The organism is Lentilactobacillus diolivorans DSM 14421 (assembly GCF_001434255.1).
Taxonomy (GTDB): Bacteria; Bacillota; Bacilli; order Lactobacillales; family Lactobacillaceae; genus Lentilactobacillus; species Lentilactobacillus diolivorans.
Map to the genome: position 1 here is coordinate 112315 of NZ_AZEY01000098.1, position 20585 is coordinate 132899.

The following is a 20585-nucleotide window of genomic DNA, read 5'->3' on the forward strand; positions in this document are numbered from 1 at the left end:
AATATAGGTAAATATCCAACTCAGGGAGGGATGCAGATGGCTAAACAAGCGACGAAATGGAAACTGGCTGAAACGTTAAAAACAATGATGTTAACGACGTCCGTTGACCATATCACGATTGAAATGCTGACAAAAAAGGCGAAGCTGACCCGAAATACGTTTTATTATCATTTTGATGATATCTATTCATTGCTAGAGTGGATTTATAAGCAGGAATTATTGGCAAACATTGAAGCTTATACAAAGATTGAGGATTGGAAAATTGCCTATCGATTGATTCTTGATTACATTGAAGATAACCAACAATTTTGTCTGGAAACATTTCGTTCGGTTGCCCGTGATCTGCTTGAAAACTTTTTGTATTCAGTTGCCCGTGATTTAGTGAAAAAAGTGATTGTTCATTCTCAGTTGACGGTTTCACCCAAGCTTCAAAAGTCGATTACCAATTTCTATGGATGGGCGTTGGTGATGCAAGTTGTTCAGTGGTTGGCCAATGGTTTGAAGGAGCCTAAGGGGGCAGTTGTCTTACGGGCAGAAATTATGCTAACCGGTGGAATCGAAAACGCGATTCAAAATGGTCGTCAATTCCCTGATTTTGGGCAAAGTTAACCAATTGACCATTTATTTTCGATTGGAAACCTTTACAATGATAGGTAGAACAAATTAGTAACATTTAAAACGATGACTGCAAGGCGTCATGTTTGAGGAGGCTTTCCGATGAAACATAAAAAATTAGTTGTTACCGGTGTGGGAGTTATCATGCTGGGCGTTTATTTCTTAAAATCAATTGGCTGGTTTGAAAATGATGCTCATTTATACGATCAGTTTGAAGATTCCGATAATCGATAAGGAGGAGTTCACATATGACAAAAAGTAAAGCCATTATGATTGGTGCCGGTCTGGCAAATATGGCTGCCGCTGTTTACTTAATTCAAGAAGGTCATTGGCAGGGTAATCAAATCACCTTTTATTCAATTGATGATCATGGTTCCAATGATGGTTCGGCTGCCGATGAAGCTGCTGACGAATATTGGAACAAGAATCATCCCTTAGATAATACAAAAGGGTTTATTGCTCGTGGTGGTCGGATGCTTAATTACCGGACATACGTTGATTTGATGGATCTGTTGGATCGGGTACCATCAGCTACTGAACCGGCAATGACGGCCGCTGAAGATACTCGTGATTTTGATGCCCATCACCGGACCTTTGATAAAGCCCGGTTGATGGAAGGCGGCAAGGGCATTATTGACGGCGGTAAGTTGGGTCTCAACAACAAGGATCGTTGGTACCTGACGAAACTAATTCTGATGCCGGATTCTAAGGAAGAAGAACTTGATAACGTCACGATTGCTGATTATTTCAAAGAAGATCAACATATCTTCCAAACTAATTTCTGGTATATGTGGGAAACAACCTTTGCTTTTCGAACTCAGAGTTCAGCTCAAGAGTTACGTCGATATATGCACCAAATGATCTATGAATTTACTCAAATTGAGCATTTGGTTGGGGTTAACCGAACCCGATATAATCAGTATGAGAGTATGATGCTGCCGCTAATTAACTATTTGAAAGAGCAGGGCGTCAATATTGTTTTGAACCGACGAGTAACGGATTTTGAATTTAAGGACACGCCAATGCAGGATCAAATTACTGTTACTGGCTTAAAAATGACAAATACTGAAACAGATGAAGTCGAACATGTCGATGTTGATGATGACACCGCCGTTATCTTCACCAATGGGTCAATTACTGATTCTGCAACGTTAGGTGATTATAATACGCCTGCTGCGGAAAATATGGATTATGGGGCCGCTGCCAGTTTATGGAAGAAAGCAACCGATCGTTTCTACAACTTGGGCAATCCTGATAAGTTCTTCGCGGATCGGGATGCCAGCGAATGGGTTAGTTTCACATTAACCACCAAGAATCATACGTTGTTAAATGAAATTACCCGAATCACAACGCAGGTTCCTGGGAATGCGTTAAATTCGTTCTTATCAACATCTCCAATTACGCCGTTAGGTAACAAGGATGTCAATATGTCGATTGTGGTTCATCATCAACCACATTTTACAACCCAAAAGCCAAATGAATCGGTAATCTGGGGGTATTTCTTGTATCCACGCCGTCGGGGCGAATTTGTTGAAAAACCGTATATTGAAATGACGGGTAAAGAAATGGCCGAGGAGTTAATTGGCCAATTATCCAAGGTTGATCCAGGTCCGGGTAATATTATGGATAAAAAGCAGGAAATTTTGGATAGTATTATCAATAATATTCCGTCATATATGCCATATGCGTCCGCTCTATTTAATAATCGGGCAAAGGCAGATCGCCCGTTGGTCATTCCGGCTCATTCAACAAACCTAGCCTTCACGGGTGAATTTGCGGAACAGCCATATCAAATGGTCTTCACGGAGCAGAGTGCGGTTCGATCCGGTGAAATTGCCGCATATCACTTTGCGGGCATCCCAATGTCTAAGTTAGTGAAAAATCCAAGGTACGATAAGGATCCAAAGACATTAGCGAGAGCAACGCGGAAGATGTTTAGGTAACAGAGTGTGACAGAAAGCGGTTAGATCCCAGAATATAAAGCCCCTCAACCGGATACCCAGAACTTAGGGTATCCGGTTGAGGGGCTTTATATGGCCGGGATCTGCTTTCAGTCACACGTTTTGACTAGGTAAAAAAAGATATCCCAGAACTTGGGGTATCGGGCCGAATGGCTTTATATGGTCGGGATCTGCTTGTGGTCACACGTTTTAGCCGGGTAAAAAAGGATATGCAAAACTAGGAGCACTCAGCCAAGAGTTATCTTCCAAAACATGTCCTTATTCAGCAAAAATTAGTGCTTAATTTTTAAGACTTTCCAATTTAGCCTGAACAAATCGAAACTAATCTTCTCCTAAATCTTCAGTTTCGTGTTATAAATGTGGGTGAAAAGAAGGGGGAGTTCATTATGGCTGAGAGTAGAGGGAAAAATCTTTCTGTGATTGGCGTGCTGGGGATGTTTTCATTTCTAACAGCACTTTCAGGTTCGAGTACAAGTTTAGCAATTCCCAAAATTGCGGTTACGATGGACGTATCGAGTAGTGCTGCTACCTGGGTTGTTCAAACCGGATTAATTACAACTGCCATTTTATTAGTTATGTTTGGTCATTTAGGTGATATTTTATCCAAAAATTGTGTCTTTTTAGCCGGTGGTTCTATTTTTGTTCTTGGTGCTGCGATAACTGGGCTTGCACCAAGTTTTGTTATTTTGCTATTTGGCCGAGTGATCGAAGCGATTGGATCGGCGATGATTATGGCCAATTCGATGGGGATTGTGACGCAATACTTTCCAAACGACCGGCGTGCTGAAGCATTGGCAATGATCTCAATGTTTATTTCGGTGGGATCAATATCCGGTCCAGGGATTGGCGACTTCATTATGTCAATTTCGAGTTGGCGATGGATTTATCTATTTAACGTGCCATTCGGCCTGTTTGTCTTATGGCTGGGATTCAAATTTTTGCCCATTCCAAGAGAAACTTGGTCAAATATTCTAAAGGTAACCAAGGGAGCTAATTGGACTGGCCAAAATCTGTTTACAATTGGTATTATCTTATTTTTCTTGAGTGGTACTTTTTTCCAAAGTGGTAGATCCGGGCTGCTGATGGGGTTAGGATTCTTCGTGGTTGGTGGTGCAATTACGATTTACTCGTTTTTCCAAGATGACAAGGCAAATTTGCCATGGATTGCCCCCGAAGTGATTCGAAACTGGGGGTTTATGACGTCAATTTTAGCGCTGATGCTGGTCATGCTGGTAAATGCAATTTCAAATATCCTGTTGCCATTTTATTTCCAAAGCTTCAATGGGATGACGCCTTTTACCAGTGGTCTGATTATTATGTTGCAATCCGTTGCGATGCTGGTTACGACGCCTTTTACCGGTTTCCTGGCCGATCGAATTAATCGTGAACTAATGACCGTCATTGGGCTGGCAGTGTTGATGATTTCTCAAATCGGTTACGCACTGTTTCCGGAAGGGTTGAACATGTATCGTATTATTCCCGCAATTTTATTAAATGGGATTGGCATGTCAATTTTCTTATCACCCAACAATGCCTTAACAATGGGAATGGTTGATAAAAAATTAGCCGGGGTTGCTGGCTCATTTAACTCATTTGCCCGGACACTGGGGTTGACGATCGGGATTAGTTTTGGCTCCGCAATCCTGTTCTTCCAGCTTCCAGGAGTTGGTCGAATTACGTCAACTTTAGGTAATCGGTTTATGCAGGCTTTCACCAATGTCTTCTGGGTTGCAACGACGGTTTCCGCGATTGCATTGGTCATTGTTTTAGTAAGATATCTGAGTTCGAAACGTCATCCCGAGAAAGCTGTCAACCAGTAGCAACTGTATCCAAGTTACAGCGGTTATTAGTTCGTTGAGAAAATTATTATTAACGCTTGATTAACGTCAGCTTTGCGAGTAAATTAGTCGTTAAAACATTATTTAGATTGATACTATTTTTGGACGATTAGAGGTTGAATTAAGCAGTGACAATTTATCAGAAAATTTTCGCAATTTGGGTGATTCTTTTGGTAGGTTTGCTTTATGCAATTGTTCGAAAAAATAAAACGCAAATTGCTTTTTGTGCAGTGGCGTGGGTTGGCTTTACATTATCCACGTTTGCTGGGGTTGTGTTGGTGTTAAAATAGTTTTTGAATACACACAGTCATCGTAATCAAGTTGATCGGCCGCCGAAGATTATTGAAAGATGATCTTTGGCGGCCGATTTTTGATGTAAATGGAATGATTGTTTTTAATCCGATGTTATTTTACGTGTGTTTCAATCAAAGGATATATTATGTTTCAATTTGCCTTTGGAGATAGTTTTGATATGTTTAGTAAAAAATTCATAAAGTGAGAAGATTTTTCATAATAATTCTGATAATATAGATAACATACCGACGTAAGTTATCTTTAGTAAGCTGTATGTTGGTCTGTTGATACAATGTCAAAAGAAAGTGGGAATTTATCGTGAGCAATGCTAAATCATATATCCAATCTGTTGAGGATGACATTCAACGTCGCGATCCAGATCAAGTTGAATTTCAAGAAGCTGTTTTTACGGTATTAGATAGTTTAGAGCCGGTACTTGAACAGCATCCTGAGTATATTAAAGCAAATTTATTGGCTCAGTTGGTTGAACCTGAACGGGCAATTCAATTTCGGGTTCCCTGGCAATCAGACGATGGTCAATTTCATGTTAACCGCGGCTGGCGAGTTCAGTTCAATTCAGCCATTGGCCCATATAAAGGTGGTTTACGATTACATCCCAGTGTTACGCTAAGCGTGGTCAAATTTCTTGGGTTTGAACAAATTCTTAAAAATAGTTTAACCGGTCTACCAATTGGTGGTGCCAAGGGCGGTAGTGATTTCGATCCGAAAGGTAAATCTGATTCAGAAGTCATGCGTTTCTGTCAGAGCTTTATGACCGAACTTCAACGTCATATTGGGCCGGATCTAGATGTTCCAGCTGGTGATATCGGTGTGAGTGGCCGTGAAATTGGTTATTTATTTGGCGCGTATAAACGTTTGAATGGGTATCAAAACGGTGTTCTAACTGGAAAAGGACTCACATTTGGCGGTAGTTTGGCTCGAACAGAGGCGACCGGTTTTGGTTTGCTTTATTATACAAATGCACTGGTTAAAGCACAGGGCGATACGTTAACTGGTAAAAAAATCAAGGTTTCCGGTGCTGGTAATGTGGCAACTTACGCGATTCAAAAAGCAACTGAGTTGGGTGCAAAGGTGATTACCTGCTCAGATTCCGATGGTTATGTGTATGATCCAAGTGGCATTAATTACAAAATTGTGCAACAAATTAAGGAAGTTGAGCGTGGCAGAATTAAGGAATATGCTGATCGGGTTGCAACTGCTCAATACCACGAGGGCTCAGTTTGGGATTTTGATGTTGATTATGATTTGGCATTACCATGTGCAACTCAAAATGAAATTAATCAACAACAAGCTGGCCTAATTGCCAAAGATGGTGCGAAATATCTTTGTGAGGGTGCTAATATGCCAAGTGATCCTCAAGCGATTGCCACATATCGCAAGAATGGCATTGTTTTTGGACCCGCCAAGGCTGCTAACGCTGGTGGCGTAGCTGTTTCAGCTCTTGAGATGAGTCAAAATAGTGAACGGCTCTCATGGAGTTTTGAAACGGTTGATAATCGATTGCATGATATTATGGAAGATATTTTTGAAAAGTCGGAAGCCGCTGATAAGAAGTACCATCTGGATAAAAATTATCAAGCCGGTGCGAATATTGCTGGATTTGAAAAAGTAGCCGAGGCAATGTTGGCACAGGGATTGGTATAAGCTAACCATTAAAAATCATTTAGACGCCTCAAGCTCGCGTTTGGATGATTTTTTATTTTGGCAGTAAATGTGATGTTTTATGTCATCCAAGGCATTAAATGTATTAATATTTTAAAAGGTGAATAAAAAAATAGCTAAAATTAGAGAAACACTCATAAGAATTGTTATTACAAGTGTTTGTTTGATAAAAAAACGTCATTTATATAGTAAAAAAGTAAATAAAAAAATGATTTCACTTCCTATAAGGCTGATATAATGCTATATTTTATAAAACGACTTTTAAGGAGTGGGTATTTTGAAGTGGATTAGAAAAATCCTAATTTCAGGATTGATAATTTTTGCGTCGATGTTTTTAATGAATAATATTGCATCCGCAAAATCAGCAGAACATTATACGATTGGTGTGGGGCCAACCTTTGTACCATTTGAAATTCAGAATAAGCAAGGATCTTATAATACGAAGCATCCGGGCTTAGATGTTGAAATTTTGCGGGCAATTGCCAAGAAGGAAAATTTTACATATACGTTTAAGATTATGAACTTTGCCGGTGCGGTTCAAGCGCTTGAGGGTAATCAGGTAGATGGTGTTATCGCTGCAATGATGGCGACTCCTGAACGGGCAGAGAAAATTGATTTTTCCAAACCTTATTACAATGTTGGTTTGGCATTAGCCGTTCCTAAAAACAGTGACGTTAAGAGCTACAAAGACTTGAAAGGAAAGGTAGTGGCTGTTAAAACCGGGTCAACTTCGGAACAATATGCTGAAAGCGTCCAGAAGAAATATGGGTTTCGGGTTCAGCGGTTTAATGATAGTAACACGGAGTTGAGCAATGTATTAGTTGGTAATTCGGATGCAGCAATTGATTCGACTGCCACATTATTGTACTCGATAAAAAACCACATGAATTTAAAATTGGTTGGCGCCGCCAAGAATAAAAATCCAGTTGCTTTTGGTGTTAAAAAGGGTCAAAACGCTGAACTGTTGAAGCGGTTTAACGCTGGCTTGGCCGCCATTAAGAAAGATGGCACGTATGCTAAAATTGTCCACTTTTATACTGGTGAAAAGAGTAAGTCAGCGATTCCGGTTGAATCTAAATCGGATCGAACTTACTTTGGCTTATTAAAGAGTAACTCAACGTCATTTATTAACGGTATCAAAATGACGCTGGAAATTACGGTTGTGGCCATCTTTTTTGCGACGATTATTGGGATCATTTTAGGTGTCCTAGGTTCACTGCCAAGTAAACTCTTACGGGGGATTTCATCGACGTATGCGTTTGTTTTTAAGAGTATTCCCGTCATGGTTCTGGCCTTCTTCGTTTATATTGGGATTCCGAACTTAACAGGTGAAAAAATTCCATTATTTATCGCTGGGGTGATTACCATTGTTATGGAGAACAGCGCCTATACGGCATCGTTTGTTAGAGGTGGCATTGAGGCGGTTGATTCAGGACAAATGGAGGCCGCACAGTCGAACGGAATGTCTTATTGGCAGGCAATGCGATACATTGTTTTACCACAGGCATTGCGAATTATGGCACCGTCGTTCATTAATCAATTTATTATTGCATTGAAAGGAACCTCAGTATTATCGGCCATTGGGGTTGCTGAATTAACGCAACAAGGGACCATTATCATTTCACGAAATATGGAGGGCTTTAAAGTCTGGTTGTTAGTATCGCTGATGTATTTGGCCATGATCGGACTATTGTCTTACCTATCAAACTTGGTGAAGAAGCATTATCAATTGGATAAATAAGTAAAATGAGGCTTGATAACAAAATTAAAATCGGTAACTAATCAGAAAGTAAGTGATTGATTAGTTGCCGATTTTTTGGGAGATGAAAGGTGATTTATAGGGAAAGTGAACAATCCGTTTTCAATAAATGAGAACTTAAAAGAAACCAGTTTTCATTTATTGAAAACTGGTTTCTGATGACTATTTTAAATATTGGCTGCCAATTTCTTGATAAGTATCAATCATGTTAAAGTATGTGTTTAAGTCGACATACTCATCGTGTTGGTGGCTGGTGGTGTTTCCTGGTCCTAAGACAACCACGTCCATTTTAGGATTTACCCGAGTATATTCTGAAGCGTCGGTTCCCAGTGATACCCCAATCGTTGGTAAATCAAGTGATTCATGAAGATGGTGTTTCCCGGCTGCTTGCGCAATATCAATAATCTTTGAACCTGGATGGTTAATGACAGGTCGTTTACTGGCAATTTCAATTGACAGATTGTAGCCAGGTCGCTGATTGAGTTCGGTGATCATTTCATGAAGTTTGTTGATGATTGTCTGGTTATCGAATTCGGGGATTGTTCGAATTTTAACTTGGAGAGTTGCTTTGTCAGGAATACTGTTAATTTGTTTCCCACCCTGAATAATTGTTGGTGCATAGACTGTCTCACCTAAAACCGGATCTGAAGCTTTAATCGTTTGATAAAATTGCTTTTCTTTTAAGTAGTAATTAATCAGCATATCAATTGCGTTAACGCCCATTTTAGGCATTGAGGAATGAGCGGCTTTACCATGCGCCGTTACTTTATACATGAGCCAGCCCTTATGAGCGTAAAAAATAAAATGTTGTTCTGCGGCGCCATTATCGTGGCTGACTTGATGAAGCTGGGCTGCTAATTTTGATGGGAACTTAGCCCCGCCGCTGTCAACATAGTCATCTAAACGTTCTTTTGAAACACCGCTGGGTTCACCAATTACAACCGCATCCAAGTCATCAACCAAGCCGTCGTCGGCTAAAAGTTTAGAACCGAGTTCACCGACCTCTTCACCCATTGTAACGTAAAGTCGCAATTTTCCCTTTTTGATTTGATGTGCTTCAATTAATTCAATAAACGCAATTGTTAACCCGGCTGTACCGCCTTTCATGTCAGAAGTGCCCCGACCATACAAACGATTATCGCGAACACTGGGTTCGAATGGCGGTGTGGTCCAAGTTGAAAGGGCTCCCTCATGGACAACATCAGCATGACCGGAAAAACCAAGAACCGGGCCAGGGTTTCCAGTATCAAATTCTGCGACTAAATTATCCCGACCCTCGGCATATTGAACATATTTGGATGGGATACCATGATTAGCTAACAGATCGTGTAAATAGCTGGTCACTAAATGTTCATTATCGTTAACAGTCCGGAATGAAATGAGATCTTCTAATATTTGTAGTTTTTCACTTTTATCCATTATGGTTAGTCCCTCTCAAAACTTTCGTGATGGTTTAATGCATTAAGCAGTGCTAATGCGGCCTGTTCATGATATTTGGCAGCATATTGAAGTCCGTCTGGATTAGCGATCATGTCAGGATGATGGAGATTTGACTGTCCCTGACTTCCCATGAACGCGTAGCAGCCGGGAACATATTCTTCATAGGTAGCGAAATCGTCGTCAGCATTTGAAGGAATTGCGGGGACAACATCCATGAAGGTTTCTGCTGCATGCTGGATAATATCAGTCACGTCTTCATTATTATCAACTGGTGCCGGTCCCTGGTCCCAACTGATGGCAGCTGACTGATCATAGGCAGCAGCAGTCTGATTGACAATTTCGTAAAATCGTTTTTTAGCAAGTTTGCGGTCGGTTGCCGAAAAGGCTCGGATAGTTCCCTTAAAACCAGCCGTCTCAGGAATGACGTTATTGGTGTGACCACCACGAATTTGGCCAACGGTTAATACTAACCGATCCGAGGGTGAAATATTTCTGCTGACGATGGTTTGCAATAGCATGATAATACTGGCAGTAGCAACAATTGGATCGCGACCAGTCTGTGGCATGGCAGCGTGAGAGCCAATTCCAGTAATCGTGACGTCAAAATTATCGTTTGAAGCCATCAATTTACCAGTCTTAATGCCCACTGTTCCAACTGGTAGGGTGGGCATATTATGGATGCCTGAAATGGCCTTAACATCCTTTAAAACGCCAGCAGCAATCATTTCGACTGCCCCGACGTGTCGTTCTTCACCAGGTTCGAAGATGAAACGAATTCGCCCCTTTAATTGCGATTCTTGCGTTTTAAGTAATTTTGCGGCACCAAGCAATGCCATGATATGAAAATCATGACCACAGGCATGGGCAACACCAGCAATTTTGGATTGATAAGGCAGACCACTCTCCTCTTGAAGGGGCAGTGCATCAATATCTGCTCGCAGTGCGATGATTGGGCCATCGGTTCCAAGTTCCGCAACAACACCACTTTTGATCGGAAAGTCCAGCAATGGAATTCCGATCCGGGTTAATTCGGCCTTAATTCGTTTGGTTGTCCAAGATTCCTGATGACATAGTTCCGGATGTTCATGGAATTCTTTAAAAATTCGAATCATCCGTTTATTTAATTCCGGCGGCACTACAGTTTGCCCATTCATGAAGGTCACTCCTAATAATTTTCTAATGCATATTTAATAATACACTAAGAGTTCTATTCAGGATAGTCAAGGAAATTAGCTGTTATTATTAATTTTTGATAACTTATTATGTCAAAGCAGGTCAAATGAGTTTATACCAGAAAGCATAGCTATTTCTATCTATAAACAGACAAAGGAGTGTTTTTTTAATATCGTGTAAAGAAATAATTAAATGACGTGATTGTAAGGGTCATTTAACCCCTGGATGAAATCCTTGATTTACAATTAAGTTGTATACAAAAAAACAAGAATTAGTTAATTGTTAAGGTTAGCGGCCAAAGTATCTTTTCCGAACCACCCTGATATGGTATGTTTGTAGTCAAATAGAACAAGGAGGACCCAAAATGATATTATTAATTTCTGGAATTATCATCGTCATTATCATTTTCGCCGTGATTGCGTTGTATAACGGGCTGGTTAATCAGCGAAATCTGGTTGACGAAGCTGCCAGTCAAATCGACGTCCAATTGCAACGACGTGGCGATCTATTGCCCAATTTACTGGAAACAGTTAAAGGATATGCTAAGCATGAACAGGAAACTTTTACCAAGGTAACTGAAATGCGTTCACAGATTTCTGACCCGAACACGAGTTTAGGTGACAAAGTAAAAGCTGATAATGAATTGACCGGTGCCTTGAATCATTTGTTTGCCGTTTCAGAAAATTATCCAGAATTAAAAGCAAATCAAAACTTTCTTTCGTTACAAGAGGAATTGTCTAATACGGAGAACAAGATCGCTTTTTCTCGGCAAAACTATAACAGCAATGTGATGGCTTATAATAATAAGCTACAGACTTTTCCAAGTAACTTAGTTGCCAAATTCGGAACCTTCCCTGCCCATAGTTATCTGGAAGTTCCCGAAGCATCTAAAGAAGTTCCTCAAATGAAATTTTAGTTGAAGGGGGACTGATCATGGATACCATAAATCAGCAGGTTAAACAAAATCGCTACCGCACGTGGTTTGTGATGAGTGGCTTTACTATTCTGATTGCGATCATTGGTTTTCTGATCGGTTGCATATTTGCGAATCAGAATGATTATTTTGATATTATGATTCCTATTTACACAATGCTGGGCTTTTTGGCTGGAGCAGCGATTTATTCAGTAATTGTGTACATGAGTGTTACCAATATTTTAATGCGATCAAGTAAGGCTGTTCAATTGCAGGAATCAGATGACCCACAGCTGTTTAATATTGTCAGTGATCTCGCAATGGTGGCCAACATACCAATGCCGGATATTTACTTAATGGATGACCCGGCACCGAATGCATTTGCGACCGGCCGCGATCCAAAACATGCAGCAGTTGCCGTTACAAGCGGGTTGCGAAAGATGATGGATCGAGAAGAACTTGAAGGGGTTTTAGCCCACGAAGTTTCTCACATTAAGAATTATGATATTCGAGTCTCTTCAATCACGGTTGCCCTAACCACCTTTATTGCTGGAGCAGGTGCGACATTAATTATTTTAGGTGTTAGTCTGATGCGTGGCGGTAATTGGATGGGATTTTTCGGTGGCAATGATCGTGATAATGACTCAAAGAGCTCCTCTTACTTTTGGCTGGCAGTCTTAGGCTTTGGTTTTATCATCTGGATCGGTGGTTGGATTATTCGCATTATTGGGGTACCAATCGCACAAATTATGCAGTTTGCGGTTTCCAGACAACGAGAGTCGCTGGCAGATGTTTCCGGCGTTAACCTGACGCGTGATCCGCAGGGCTTAATTGACGCGCTAACCCTACTGAAAGATGATACCACTCCAACATCTAATCCGGCGGCTAAAGGGGCGGCTCTTTACATCAATGAACCGGTAACGAAACAAGGACGCACGCCGTTTTTAGTTAAAATGTTTGATACGCACCCACCTTTGGATGAACGAATTGCTCGTCTAAAACGGTTGTTGGGTGAAAATTAAATCTATTTTTTGAAAAATAATCTCGTTAAAATGTTAGTTTCCTTGGCATTTAACGGGATTCTTTTATATTAAAGGCCAACTAAAAACGATTATTTTTAAAATTTATGTTGACAATTAAAATTTCATGGGTTAGATTAAAGTCACATTAAAATTTGATTGAAAGAAATGCAGCGATGAGGAGAGTAACTTTGCGAAATCATTTCAGGGAGTCCCGTTAAGTGAGAAGGGATAATGAGTCGTTAGGTGAAAGTAACCTCTAAGCAGTAAATGCGAAGAAATGAGTATTTACGGTGGGCACCCCTTAAAGTGCTAGCGTATCGTCGTCTTAGACTGTACGCGAAGAGACGATTTGTGTGAGCAGATCGTGAATAAAGGTGGTACCACGCATAAGCGCCCTTGATCTTATAAAAAGATCAAGGGCGCTTTTTTTAGTCAAAAATATATTAGAAAATGGAGAGTGATTTTTATGAAGTTCGCAATGATTGGTGCAGGTGCAATGGGGTTACGTTACGGAATTTTACTGCAGGAGGCCGGCAACGATGTCACGTTTATTGATACTTGGCAACCACATATCGATAAAATCCGTGAGCAGGGCGGCGTCTACGTTATGCGGGATCATAAAGATCGCCACCTGACAAAGATTAAATTGGAAACTCCTGAAACTTATGATGATGATCCGGATATGCTGATTTTCTTCACAAAGCAAATGCAGTTGGAAGATTACCTGAAACGCTGCGAGCACTTCTTTAATGATCGTCAGTATGCCTTTACCTGTATGAATGGGATGGGCCACATTGAAAAACTGCAGAAGTACTTTGCCGATGACAAAATCATTGGTGGCACTGCTTTAATTGCCACGGTTTTACCAGGTCCCGGTGAAGTTGATTTTATGGGCAAACGTGGTGCCGGTATGATGAACATGTGCCCGTTGAATGAAAAGCCGGATGACATGTGCTATCAACTATTCAATGAGTTAAAGAAGGCCCAAATGAATCCAACTTTAACTAATGACTTTACTGGAACTTTGATGACAAAAGTTATTTTTAACTCTGTTATCAATACGATTTGTACAATGTTTGAAATTCCGATGGGTGAATTTGGTAATTTCAAAGGGGCTTATCAAATGGGCCGTCAATTAATTGATGAAGCTTATGACATTTGTGCTCGTGCCGGCATTCATTTGGTTTCAACCCGAGATGAAGAGATGGCAGCTTTGGATCACAATACCCGAATTGATATGCCGCTTCATTACCCTTCCATGTATCAAGATATGATTAAGGATCGCCCAACTGAAGTTGATTATATCAATGGCTACATCGCGAACTTGGGTCGTAAATATCATTATGAAGCTGCGACTCACTTGTTTGTTACCCAAGCGGTTCATTTAGCAGAATATCACCGACAAAATGAAGCTAAAAGGCGAGCTGCTGAAAAGCAACGGGCAGAAATTGAAGCTCAAACGGCTCAAACAGCGTAAAAGCCGAGTAGGTGAACGTGATATAGTGAAGCAAGTTCTGTGAGCGTTGCGAATATTTCCTCCTGTTGATCGCGCGTTCCGGAAACTTCAATGTAAAACGAGTAAACACCAAGCTCAGTTTTGGTTGGAAGAGACATTAGGGTAATTAAGTTTAGCTTAGCCTTAGCAAAGTAACCCAATATCTCATATAGTGTTCCTGGTTGGTCGTTGAAGGAAGGTGTAACGAAGAGTGGGGCCTTAAAGTGGTTTGTATCAAGGGGTTGTTTGGATAATTCATCCAAATTGGCTGGTTGGTTTTTAAAAATGATGAATCGGGTGTTGTTATCATCTTGATCAGCAACATGATTCTTCATTAACGGAAACTGTAAACCTGACATTTCTGATTGTGGAACGATCGCAGCGTCGCCAATCTCGCCCGTTTGAAATTTTTCCAATGAAATCATATTTGATGATGTCGTCATGATTTGCACACTAGGTAATTGAGAAAGTAGATTTTGGCACTGCCCTTCAGTTTTGAATTGAACATAGATTCGCTTAATTTGATTTAAGTTGGCAACGTTTGCCACTAACCCGAAGTTAACTGGGATAGTGACTTCACCGATTTCCGTGACGTCGGCAGTTTGTAAACGTTGTAAGGTTGCGGACACATAACCATCAAGCTGATTTTCCAGGGGTAACAGACCAAGGTTGTCTCGGCAAACAGCTTGATAGACCTGATCAAAAGTGGGGTGATAGTCAAGCGTAACTGTTGTACCAGGCTGGGTTTTTAAATAGGCTTTTGCGGCTGCATCGGTAAACGTGCCGGCGGGTCCAAGAACTGAAAGTTTCATAAGCACCATCCTTTAAGTGAGCGATTTGTTGATTAATTGAAAGTTATCTAAAATTCTAAATTCGTTAACTGATATTATCTCACATCCACCACGATTTAAATACATTCGAAAAATGATAAAAATGAAATTGAAATGACTCCCTTCAAGCCATCTTAAGAAAAACGGAATTTCTTAGGTTGAATTGAAGGGATTTTATTGTAAAAAATAAGATCTGGTAAATATGACCTTGGGTGAAGCACTAAATGACATCACTCTGAAGGAAAGTTGTTATAATGAATCTTATGTAAGAAGGGGTGTGCCAACAAATGCTAATGCAGAAAAAGTCATCACTAAAACCGTTACTAATTCCACTAACCGCTATTACAGCTGGCAGCTTCTGGATTAGTCACAAATTATTTAACGTTGCTTTTAAACGGGTTAATTATGTTCCAGAAACTTCTAAAGAAAAGCAAAAGTATGCTGATAGTTATTATGAATATGTTGATTGGTTTCATAAAGTGCCATCCGAAACATGGTATCTAAATGATCGTTCATCGGAGAACAAGGTGGTTGCAACCTATATTCCAGCTGCCCAGTCAACGACTAAGACCGTTATTATTTCCCACGGCTATAAAGGGAATCGTGAAACAATGGCCAATTACGCGAAAATGTTTCATGATATGGGATTCAATGCGTTGGTTCCTGATGATCGCGGGCATGGTGAAAGCTCAGGTGATTATATTACTTTCGGCTGGTTAGACCGACTGGATTATTTGAAATGGATTAACCGCGTGATTAATTATATTGGGACAGATAGTCAAATCGTTTTGTTTGGTGTCAGTATGGGTGGCGCTACGGTCGAAATGGTTTCTGGTGAATCTTTACCATCTCAAGTCAAGGCATTGATTGCAGACTGTGGTTACGCCAGTATCCGCGAAGAATTGATTTATTTGTTAAAGCAACAGTATCGATTGCCCAAATATCCTGTTGAACCACTGGTAAGTGAAATTAATAAACGACATTCAGGCTTTTATTTGGGGAGTGCCTCATCAGTTGATCAACTGGCTAAGAATGACCGGCCAATTTTGTTTATTCATGGTGGCAAAGACACTTATGTGCCGGTGAAGATGGCCTACGAAAATTATCGGGCAACCAAGGCGCCAAAGCAGTTGTGGATCGTTAAAAATGCGACTCACGCCGAAAGTTTTTGGTATGACCCGGAAGCTTATCGACGACGGGTACAAGGATTTTTGAAGACGTATTTGTAATAGCGCGGGATAAAAGATAACTTCCGGCCGTGTGACCGAATTATCCAACTAGAGCTTATTCGAACAATCCAATTACACTATGGAAATTAAGCCCCTTTTATCCTGCGCCCTTTTTAGGCTTAAAAGGGGCACTTGTGTCGTGGGTTGCTCGCTTATGTTACTAAATGATTACAAAAGCGGTGCTTTTTTATTCAAGAATTGATAAATGATTATTCCCAAAAAATCTACTGTAAATATTGATATATCAGTCTTTGTGTAAAAATTCCTTGGAATGTTTCACAAAGTTTAACTTTTAATTAAGCCAATTAGGTTACAAAAACATTTCGTTGACATTATTTTGTAACGTGGTTAAAATGAGTCCATAAATAAGGAGGTATCATTGTTATGAAAAAATTTGCGACCGTTATTACCGCTGTATCACTTGCATTACCTTTAGCATTTGCCGCACCACTTGCTGCCAATGCTGCAACCAAGCCAGTTGCTACAAAGACTGTTAAGGCTGCCAAAGGGACGACCTACACGATTGCTAATAAGGGTGCTCAATTCTTTAGCAAAGCAAAGACTTATCACACCAAAGATGCTTCACCAGCTGTTTACAAAGGCTTAGTTTACGCTGATGCACCTAAAGTAACGTTTACTAAGAAGGGCAACTTAAAGTCTGGAACAACTTATAAAGTAACCCGTTCGCTGAAAACAGCTGCAACCAAGACAACTAAGGCAAAAACGTTCTTTTATGTAAAGGGACAAGGTTGGGTATTGGCTTCTGCATTAACTAAGGGACCATTCCAACAAGCTGACTAAGCATCTTGAATTAATAATATGCTCTAAATAATCATTATTTTAAAATGTATTTGAACTAAAATAACATCCAACTTCCACAAAAAGCTGACCATTTCCGGTCAGCTTTTTGTGTTGTACCACACTTTAATTTAGAAAAAATTGGTTAATGCTTTGATCGCACTAAATAAGCAGGCAACTAAATATGAAGCCACGGCGCTAAATGACATGTTCTCACTTCCCAGGATTTGTTATTGCTATTTTAACTCAATTTGTAACGATTGTTATAAGTGACTTGGATTTGGATCCAAAAGGTTCGGGTCGATTTTGGATGGTTGGCAGATCAGGTCCTTTTTACTCGCTCGCATTGGCGTGAACGATTTTGACAATTTCTCTTAAAAGCGCCTGGGCAGGTGAAGAGGGTGATGCTTCTTTATTCCAAACGAGAGTCGACTGGGCCGTTAGTTGTGGATAAAGTGGCCTGAAAACAAGATTTGTACCATTTAAATTAAGGATGCCATCAAAAGTAAGTGCGTAGCCAACTCCAGCCGAAACCAACAGTGAAGCATTATAAAGCAGATTGTAGGTTGAGACGATGTTCAAAGCATGATGAGTGCCACCAAGCCATTCATCAAATTGCTGATTAACCCCTGTTTGGGTTGAAGCAATTAGTTTTAATCCATTTAGGCTGGTAGGTGTAATTGTTCTCTTCCGGGCAAGTCGGGTATCGCGAGGCATCAATAGCCCCCAGATATTCTCAATGGGTAAAGTAAGAAAATTAAAGTTTTGTTTGTTGGTTGGACCGAGAACGACCCCGAAATCGAAGATACCAGTTCGCAAACCTTTGCTGACTTCATCAGCGTTTGTACTAACGATGTTTACACGGATATGCGGATATTGTCTTATAAGGGACTTGATTGCTTTGGCGATCAATCGAACGGCTGGGGATTCGCCGCTGCCAATGGTAATGCTACCGGAAAGATCCTTATTTTGATTCATATTGCTTGTGGTTTGGTCAGCGATTGAAATGATATGCTTTGCCTGTTGAACCAAATAATCGCCATGTTCAGTCAATTCGATTTTGTGTTTTGATCTGTTAAATAGTGGGACACCCAATTCGATTTCGAGTTCCTTTAACTGACGCGAAATGGTGGGTTGAGAAACATGCAGTTTTTTTGAGGCTTTAGTCATATTTAATTCTTGAGCAACCGCTAAAAAATAACGTAATACGCGAATTTCCAATTGAACGCCTCCTATAGGACCAAGTTATTAATCATGATTGATTATAGGTATTAGACATCAATCGCGTCAACTTTTAAACTGGTTATTGAAAGATAATTTCGAACGGGAGGCAGTTAATAGATGAGTTTTAATACTTCAGAAAATAGTTTGTTGGCAGATGCTTTGGCGGGAAAACAAATTTTATTTGATGACTCGAGATTTAGTGAAATTGATCGTATTGTTGAGCAGAATACAGAGTTACTACGGCAATTTAACTATATTGCCAATACTCGGCAGGCCCGGCGGCAACTTATTAAAAAAGTAATTGGTAAGCCTATCCAAGAGGGGACTGATATTAATCCGCCATTCAATTCTGATTTTGGTCGGCATATTTTTATTGGCAAGAGAGTCTTTATTAATCGTGATTGTATGTTTGTTGATCTTGGTGGTATTTATCTGGAGGATGATGTATTAATTGGGCCCAAAGTCAGTTTACTATCGGTTAATCATAATCAGGAAAATGGCCATCGACGAGACTTATTACCACAAGCTGTTCATATCAAAAAGCACGTCTGGATTGGGGCTGGCACAGTTGTATTACCTGGTGTAACGGTTGGCGAAAATGCGATTGTGGGCGCTGGATCGGTTGTCACAAAGAACATTCCAGCTAATACAGTAGTGGTTGGCAATCCGGCACGGATGGTTCGCAAAACAATATAGGGTGTTTCCTGAGATAGAAAGGTTCATCATAAAAAATAGAAGAGGAAGAATAAATATTGCTTCGAGCTTTTGATGTCAAAAAAATGATTGATCGAAAACCTAAAACGAGAAACAGCAACCTCTAAAAATGATTACTGTTTCTCGTTTTACATATACTGGATTGTGATTGAAAGTGGGCAACTATTTTAAATTTGTACATGTCACCTAATAGTCTTATTACAGCTTATTCAACATTATTGATAACGTATTGTGGCTTGTTGCCTTGATCAACAGCAACCGTATTTTGAGCAACAATTTCTGCCATTGCATTACGTGCTTCGACAGTTGCGTTTCCAATATGAGGGGTCAAGATAACGTTCTTAAGGGCTTTAAAACCATCGTCGACATGGGGTTCCTGTTCGTATACATCCAAAGCAGCCCCGGCAATTTCATGATTGACTAAAGCATTGTATAAGGCTTTTTCGTCGATAATTGGTCCACGAGCAGCATTAATTATAAGGGCGTTGGACTTCATTGCCTTAAACTGATCTGCACCTAATAAGTGATGAGTTTCAGGAGTTGCCGGTGCGTGAATGGTGATGACATCAGATTTTTTCACAATCTCATCAACTGATGCAAAGCTTGCACCAAGTTTGCGCTCGGTTTCCGAATCTAATTGGTGATGTTTATTGTATAAAATATCCATATCAAATGCGTGCATTCGTTTGGCAACCGCTTGACCGATATTCCCCATTCCAATAATGCCCAAAGTTTTATGTGCTAATTCATTTCCAAGGAAGAAGAGGGGTGCCCAACCGGTGAATCCAGTTGTTCGCATCACCTGGTCTCCTTCAACAATTCGGTGAGAGAGGCTTAGCATAAGCCCCGCCGTTACTTCGGCAACAGATGTTGTTGAAACACCTGGTGTATTGGTAACGGGAATCCCTTTTGATTTGGCATAGGCAATATCGATGTTATTGAAGCCGGCACCATAATTTGCGATTAATTTCAAATTGGGTGCACTGTCAATGACCACTTTGTCCACCTGTGTTGAGAGTGGCGTAATTAAAAAGTCTTTATCTGCGATGTCATTGATTAATTCATTCTTTGTAATCAAATTCTGACTATCATCATAAACATCAACATCCAGTCCAGCATCTTTAAGAATACTCATGGCATGGTCTGGAATCCTACCTGCAATTAATACTTTTGACATAAATGTTCACTCCTTTGAAAGATTATATACAATTCTATTATAGAGCTTTAGATATCAGATTGGAATCGCTTTCTATTTTGTACAGGTTGTGTTATTAGTGACAACTAATTAAAATAATTTAGTTGTCACTATTGACATTTCTATGACAGGATATTAGTATAATTGGCAAATAGTTAGAAAACGCTGTGAGAAAGTTGAGTAATGTTTTACGATTCTAAAGCGAGCTTCGTTTGGTGAGAGGAAGCAGAACGATAAACGTGAAAATCCCTTTCGAGCGATGTACCGAAGACAAAGTAACGTGCATTGGTGACACCCATTATCGTGTTAGCGTATCGCTTTTTTAGCCGTACGTGAAAGGCAGCTTTAGTGATAGAGCTGCAAACATAAGGTGGTACCGTGCCATAAGCACCCTTAATTCAG

The 20585-nt window shown here is 40.2% G+C and carries 17 protein-coding genes and 1 other annotated feature; of the genes, 12 read left to right on the forward strand and 5 right to left on the reverse strand.

Features of this window, described 5'->3' with window-relative positions; all coding sequences use genetic code 11:
• Positions 1-36: 36 nt before the first annotated feature.
• The 6 genes from FC85_RS12350 to FC85_RS12370 all read left to right on the forward strand — a co-directional run bounded on the left by FC85_RS12350 (position 37) and on the right by FC85_RS12370 (position 8132).
• Entirely contained in the window at positions 37-609 is a 573-nt protein-coding gene (locus FC85_RS12350) for a TetR/AcrR family transcriptional regulator (protein WP_057865875.1), read from the forward strand.
• 108 nt (positions 610-717) lie between these two features.
• Positions 718-849: a hypothetical protein gene (locus FC85_RS16210; RefSeq protein ID WP_263862676.1), complete on the forward strand. Its 132-nt coding sequence runs from the start codon at positions 718-720 to the stop codon at positions 847-849.
• Positions 850-863: 14 nt separating this feature from the next.
• Entirely contained in the window at positions 864-2558 is a 1695-nt protein-coding gene (locus tag FC85_RS12355; protein ID WP_057865844.1) for an oleate hydratase, read from the forward strand.
• Positions 2559-2962: 404 nt separating this feature from the next.
• Positions 2963-4396, forward strand: a complete 1434-nt coding sequence (locus FC85_RS12360; protein WP_057865845.1) for an MFS transporter — start codon at positions 2963-2965, stop codon at positions 4394-4396.
• A gap of 630 nt (positions 4397-5026) precedes the next feature.
• Entirely contained in the window at positions 5027-6373 is a 1347-nt protein-coding gene (gdhA, locus tag FC85_RS12365) for an NADP-specific glutamate dehydrogenase (protein WP_057865846.1), read from the forward strand.
• Between the two features lie 304 nt (positions 6374-6677).
• Positions 6678-8132, forward strand: coding sequence for an ABC transporter substrate-binding protein/permease (locus tag FC85_RS12370; protein ID WP_057865876.1), 1455 nt, complete (start codon positions 6678-6680; stop codon positions 8130-8132).
• Between the two features lie 180 nt (positions 8133-8312).
• On the opposite strand, the gene FC85_RS12375 is transcribed toward FC85_RS12370, so the two are convergent.
• On the reverse strand, positions 8313-9569 hold the full coding sequence (locus tag FC85_RS12375; RefSeq protein ID WP_083485134.1) for a M20/M25/M40 family metallo-hydrolase: 1257 nt from the start codon (positions 9567-9569) through the stop codon (positions 8313-8315).
• Positions 9570-9574: 5 nt separating this feature from the next.
• Positions 9575-10744 carry an amidohydrolase gene (locus tag FC85_RS12380; protein ID WP_057865847.1) on the reverse strand — a complete coding sequence of 390 codons (1170 nt, stop codon included), beginning with the start codon at positions 10742-10744 and terminating at the stop codon, positions 9575-9577.
• A 383-nt stretch (positions 10745-11127) separates the two neighbouring features.
• Here FC85_RS12380 and FC85_RS12385 point away from each other — a divergent pair, with 383 nt between their 5' ends.
• The 3 genes from FC85_RS12385 (at position 11128) to FC85_RS12395 (ending at position 14175) form a co-directional block, all read left to right on the forward strand.
• Positions 11128-11679: a LemA family protein gene (locus tag FC85_RS12385; RefSeq protein WP_057865848.1), complete on the forward strand. Its 552-nt coding sequence runs from the start codon at positions 11128-11130 to the stop codon at positions 11677-11679.
• Positions 11680-11696: 17 nt separating this feature from the next.
• Positions 11697-12698, forward strand: a complete 1002-nt coding sequence (locus FC85_RS12390) for a M48 family metalloprotease (protein ID WP_057865849.1) — start codon at positions 11697-11699, stop codon at positions 12696-12698.
• A 466-nt stretch (positions 12699-13164) separates the two neighbouring features.
• A complete protein-coding gene (locus FC85_RS12395) occupies positions 13165-14175 on the forward strand; it encodes a ketopantoate reductase family protein (RefSeq protein ID WP_057865850.1) in 1011 nt (336 codons plus the stop codon).
• Here the strand turns inward: FC85_RS12395 and FC85_RS12400 are convergent.
• Positions 14163-15005: a prephenate dehydratase gene (locus tag FC85_RS12400; RefSeq protein ID WP_057865851.1), complete on the reverse strand. Its 843-nt coding sequence runs from the start codon at positions 15003-15005 to the stop codon at positions 14163-14165. The two genes, FC85_RS12395 and FC85_RS12400, sit on opposite strands and share 13 nt — an antisense overlap.
• A 311-nt stretch (positions 15006-15316) precedes the next feature.
• On the opposite strand from FC85_RS12400, the gene FC85_RS12405 reads away from it, so the two are divergent.
• On the forward strand, positions 15317-16252 hold the full coding sequence (locus tag FC85_RS12405) for an alpha/beta hydrolase (protein WP_057865878.1): 936 nt from the start codon (positions 15317-15319) through the stop codon (positions 16250-16252).
• 384 nt (positions 16253-16636) lie between these two features.
• Positions 16637-17053, forward strand: a complete 417-nt coding sequence (locus tag FC85_RS12410; protein ID WP_057865852.1) for a hypothetical protein — start codon at positions 16637-16639, stop codon at positions 17051-17053.
• A gap of 330 nt (positions 17054-17383) precedes the next feature.
• Here FC85_RS12410 and FC85_RS12415 read toward each other — a convergent pair whose 3' ends face one another.
• Complete coding sequence (locus FC85_RS12415; RefSeq protein WP_057865853.1) at positions 17384-18271, reverse strand: LysR family transcriptional regulator; 888 nt, start codon at positions 18269-18271, stop codon at positions 17384-17386.
• A gap of 120 nt (positions 18272-18391) precedes the next feature.
• Here FC85_RS12415 and FC85_RS12420 point away from each other — a divergent pair, with 120 nt between their 5' ends.
• Positions 18392-18970: a sugar O-acetyltransferase gene (locus FC85_RS12420; RefSeq protein WP_057865854.1), complete on the forward strand. Its 579-nt coding sequence runs from the start codon at positions 18392-18394 to the stop codon at positions 18968-18970.
• 223 nt (positions 18971-19193) lie between these two features.
• Here the strand turns inward: FC85_RS12420 and FC85_RS12425 are convergent, their stop codons facing one another.
• Positions 19194-20165, reverse strand: coding sequence for a 2-hydroxyacid dehydrogenase family protein (locus tag FC85_RS12425; RefSeq protein ID WP_057865855.1), 972 nt, complete (start codon positions 20163-20165; stop codon positions 19194-19196).
• Between the two features lie 176 nt (positions 20166-20341).
• Positions 20342-20581, forward strand: a binding site (T-box leader).
• The last annotated feature ends 4 nt before the right edge of the window (positions 20582-20585 follow it).

What these genes read in the sequence shown, in the direction of transcription:
- FC85_RS12395 (WP_057865850.1), top strand. Translation starts at nt 13,165, where the DNA reads ATGAAGTTCGCAATGATTGGTGCAGGTGCAATGGGGTTACGTTACGGA.
- FC85_RS12425 (WP_057865855.1), bottom strand. Translation starts at nt 20,165, where the DNA reads ATGTCAAAAGTATTAATTGCAGGTAGGATTCCAGACCATGCCATGAGT.
- FC85_RS12360 (WP_057865845.1), top strand. Translation starts at nt 2,963, where the DNA reads ATGGCTGAGAGTAGAGGGAAAAATCTTTCTGTGATTGGCGTGCTGGGG.
- FC85_RS12410 (WP_057865852.1), top strand. Translation starts at nt 16,637, where the DNA reads ATGAAAAAATTTGCGACCGTTATTACCGCTGTATCACTTGCATTACCT.
- FC85_RS12350 (WP_057865875.1), top strand. Translation starts at nt 37, where the DNA reads ATGGCTAAACAAGCGACGAAATGGAAACTGGCTGAAACGTTAAAAACA.
- FC85_RS12380 (WP_057865847.1), bottom strand. Translation starts at nt 10,744, where the DNA reads ATGAATGGGCAAACTGTAGTGCCGCCGGAATTAAATAAACGGATGATT.
- FC85_RS12375 (WP_083485134.1), bottom strand. Translation starts at nt 9,569, where the DNA reads ATGGATAAAAGTGAAAAACTACAAATATTAGAAGATCTCATTTCATTC.
- FC85_RS12385 (WP_057865848.1), top strand. Translation starts at nt 11,128, where the DNA reads ATGATATTATTAATTTCTGGAATTATCATCGTCATTATCATTTTCGCC.
- FC85_RS12390 (WP_057865849.1), top strand. Translation starts at nt 11,697, where the DNA reads ATGGATACCATAAATCAGCAGGTTAAACAAAATCGCTACCGCACGTGG.
- FC85_RS12420 (WP_057865854.1), top strand. Translation starts at nt 18,392, where the DNA reads ATGAGTTTTAATACTTCAGAAAATAGTTTGTTGGCAGATGCTTTGGCG.
- FC85_RS12400 (WP_057865851.1), bottom strand. Translation starts at nt 15,005, where the DNA reads ATGAAACTTTCAGTTCTTGGACCCGCCGGCACGTTTACCGATGCAGCC.
- FC85_RS12355 (WP_057865844.1), top strand. Translation starts at nt 864, where the DNA reads ATGACAAAAAGTAAAGCCATTATGATTGGTGCCGGTCTGGCAAATATG.
- FC85_RS12405 (WP_057865878.1), top strand. Translation starts at nt 15,317, where the DNA reads ATGCAGAAAAAGTCATCACTAAAACCGTTACTAATTCCACTAACCGCT.
- FC85_RS16210 (WP_263862676.1), top strand. Translation starts at nt 718, where the DNA reads ATGAAACATAAAAAATTAGTTGTTACCGGTGTGGGAGTTATCATGCTG.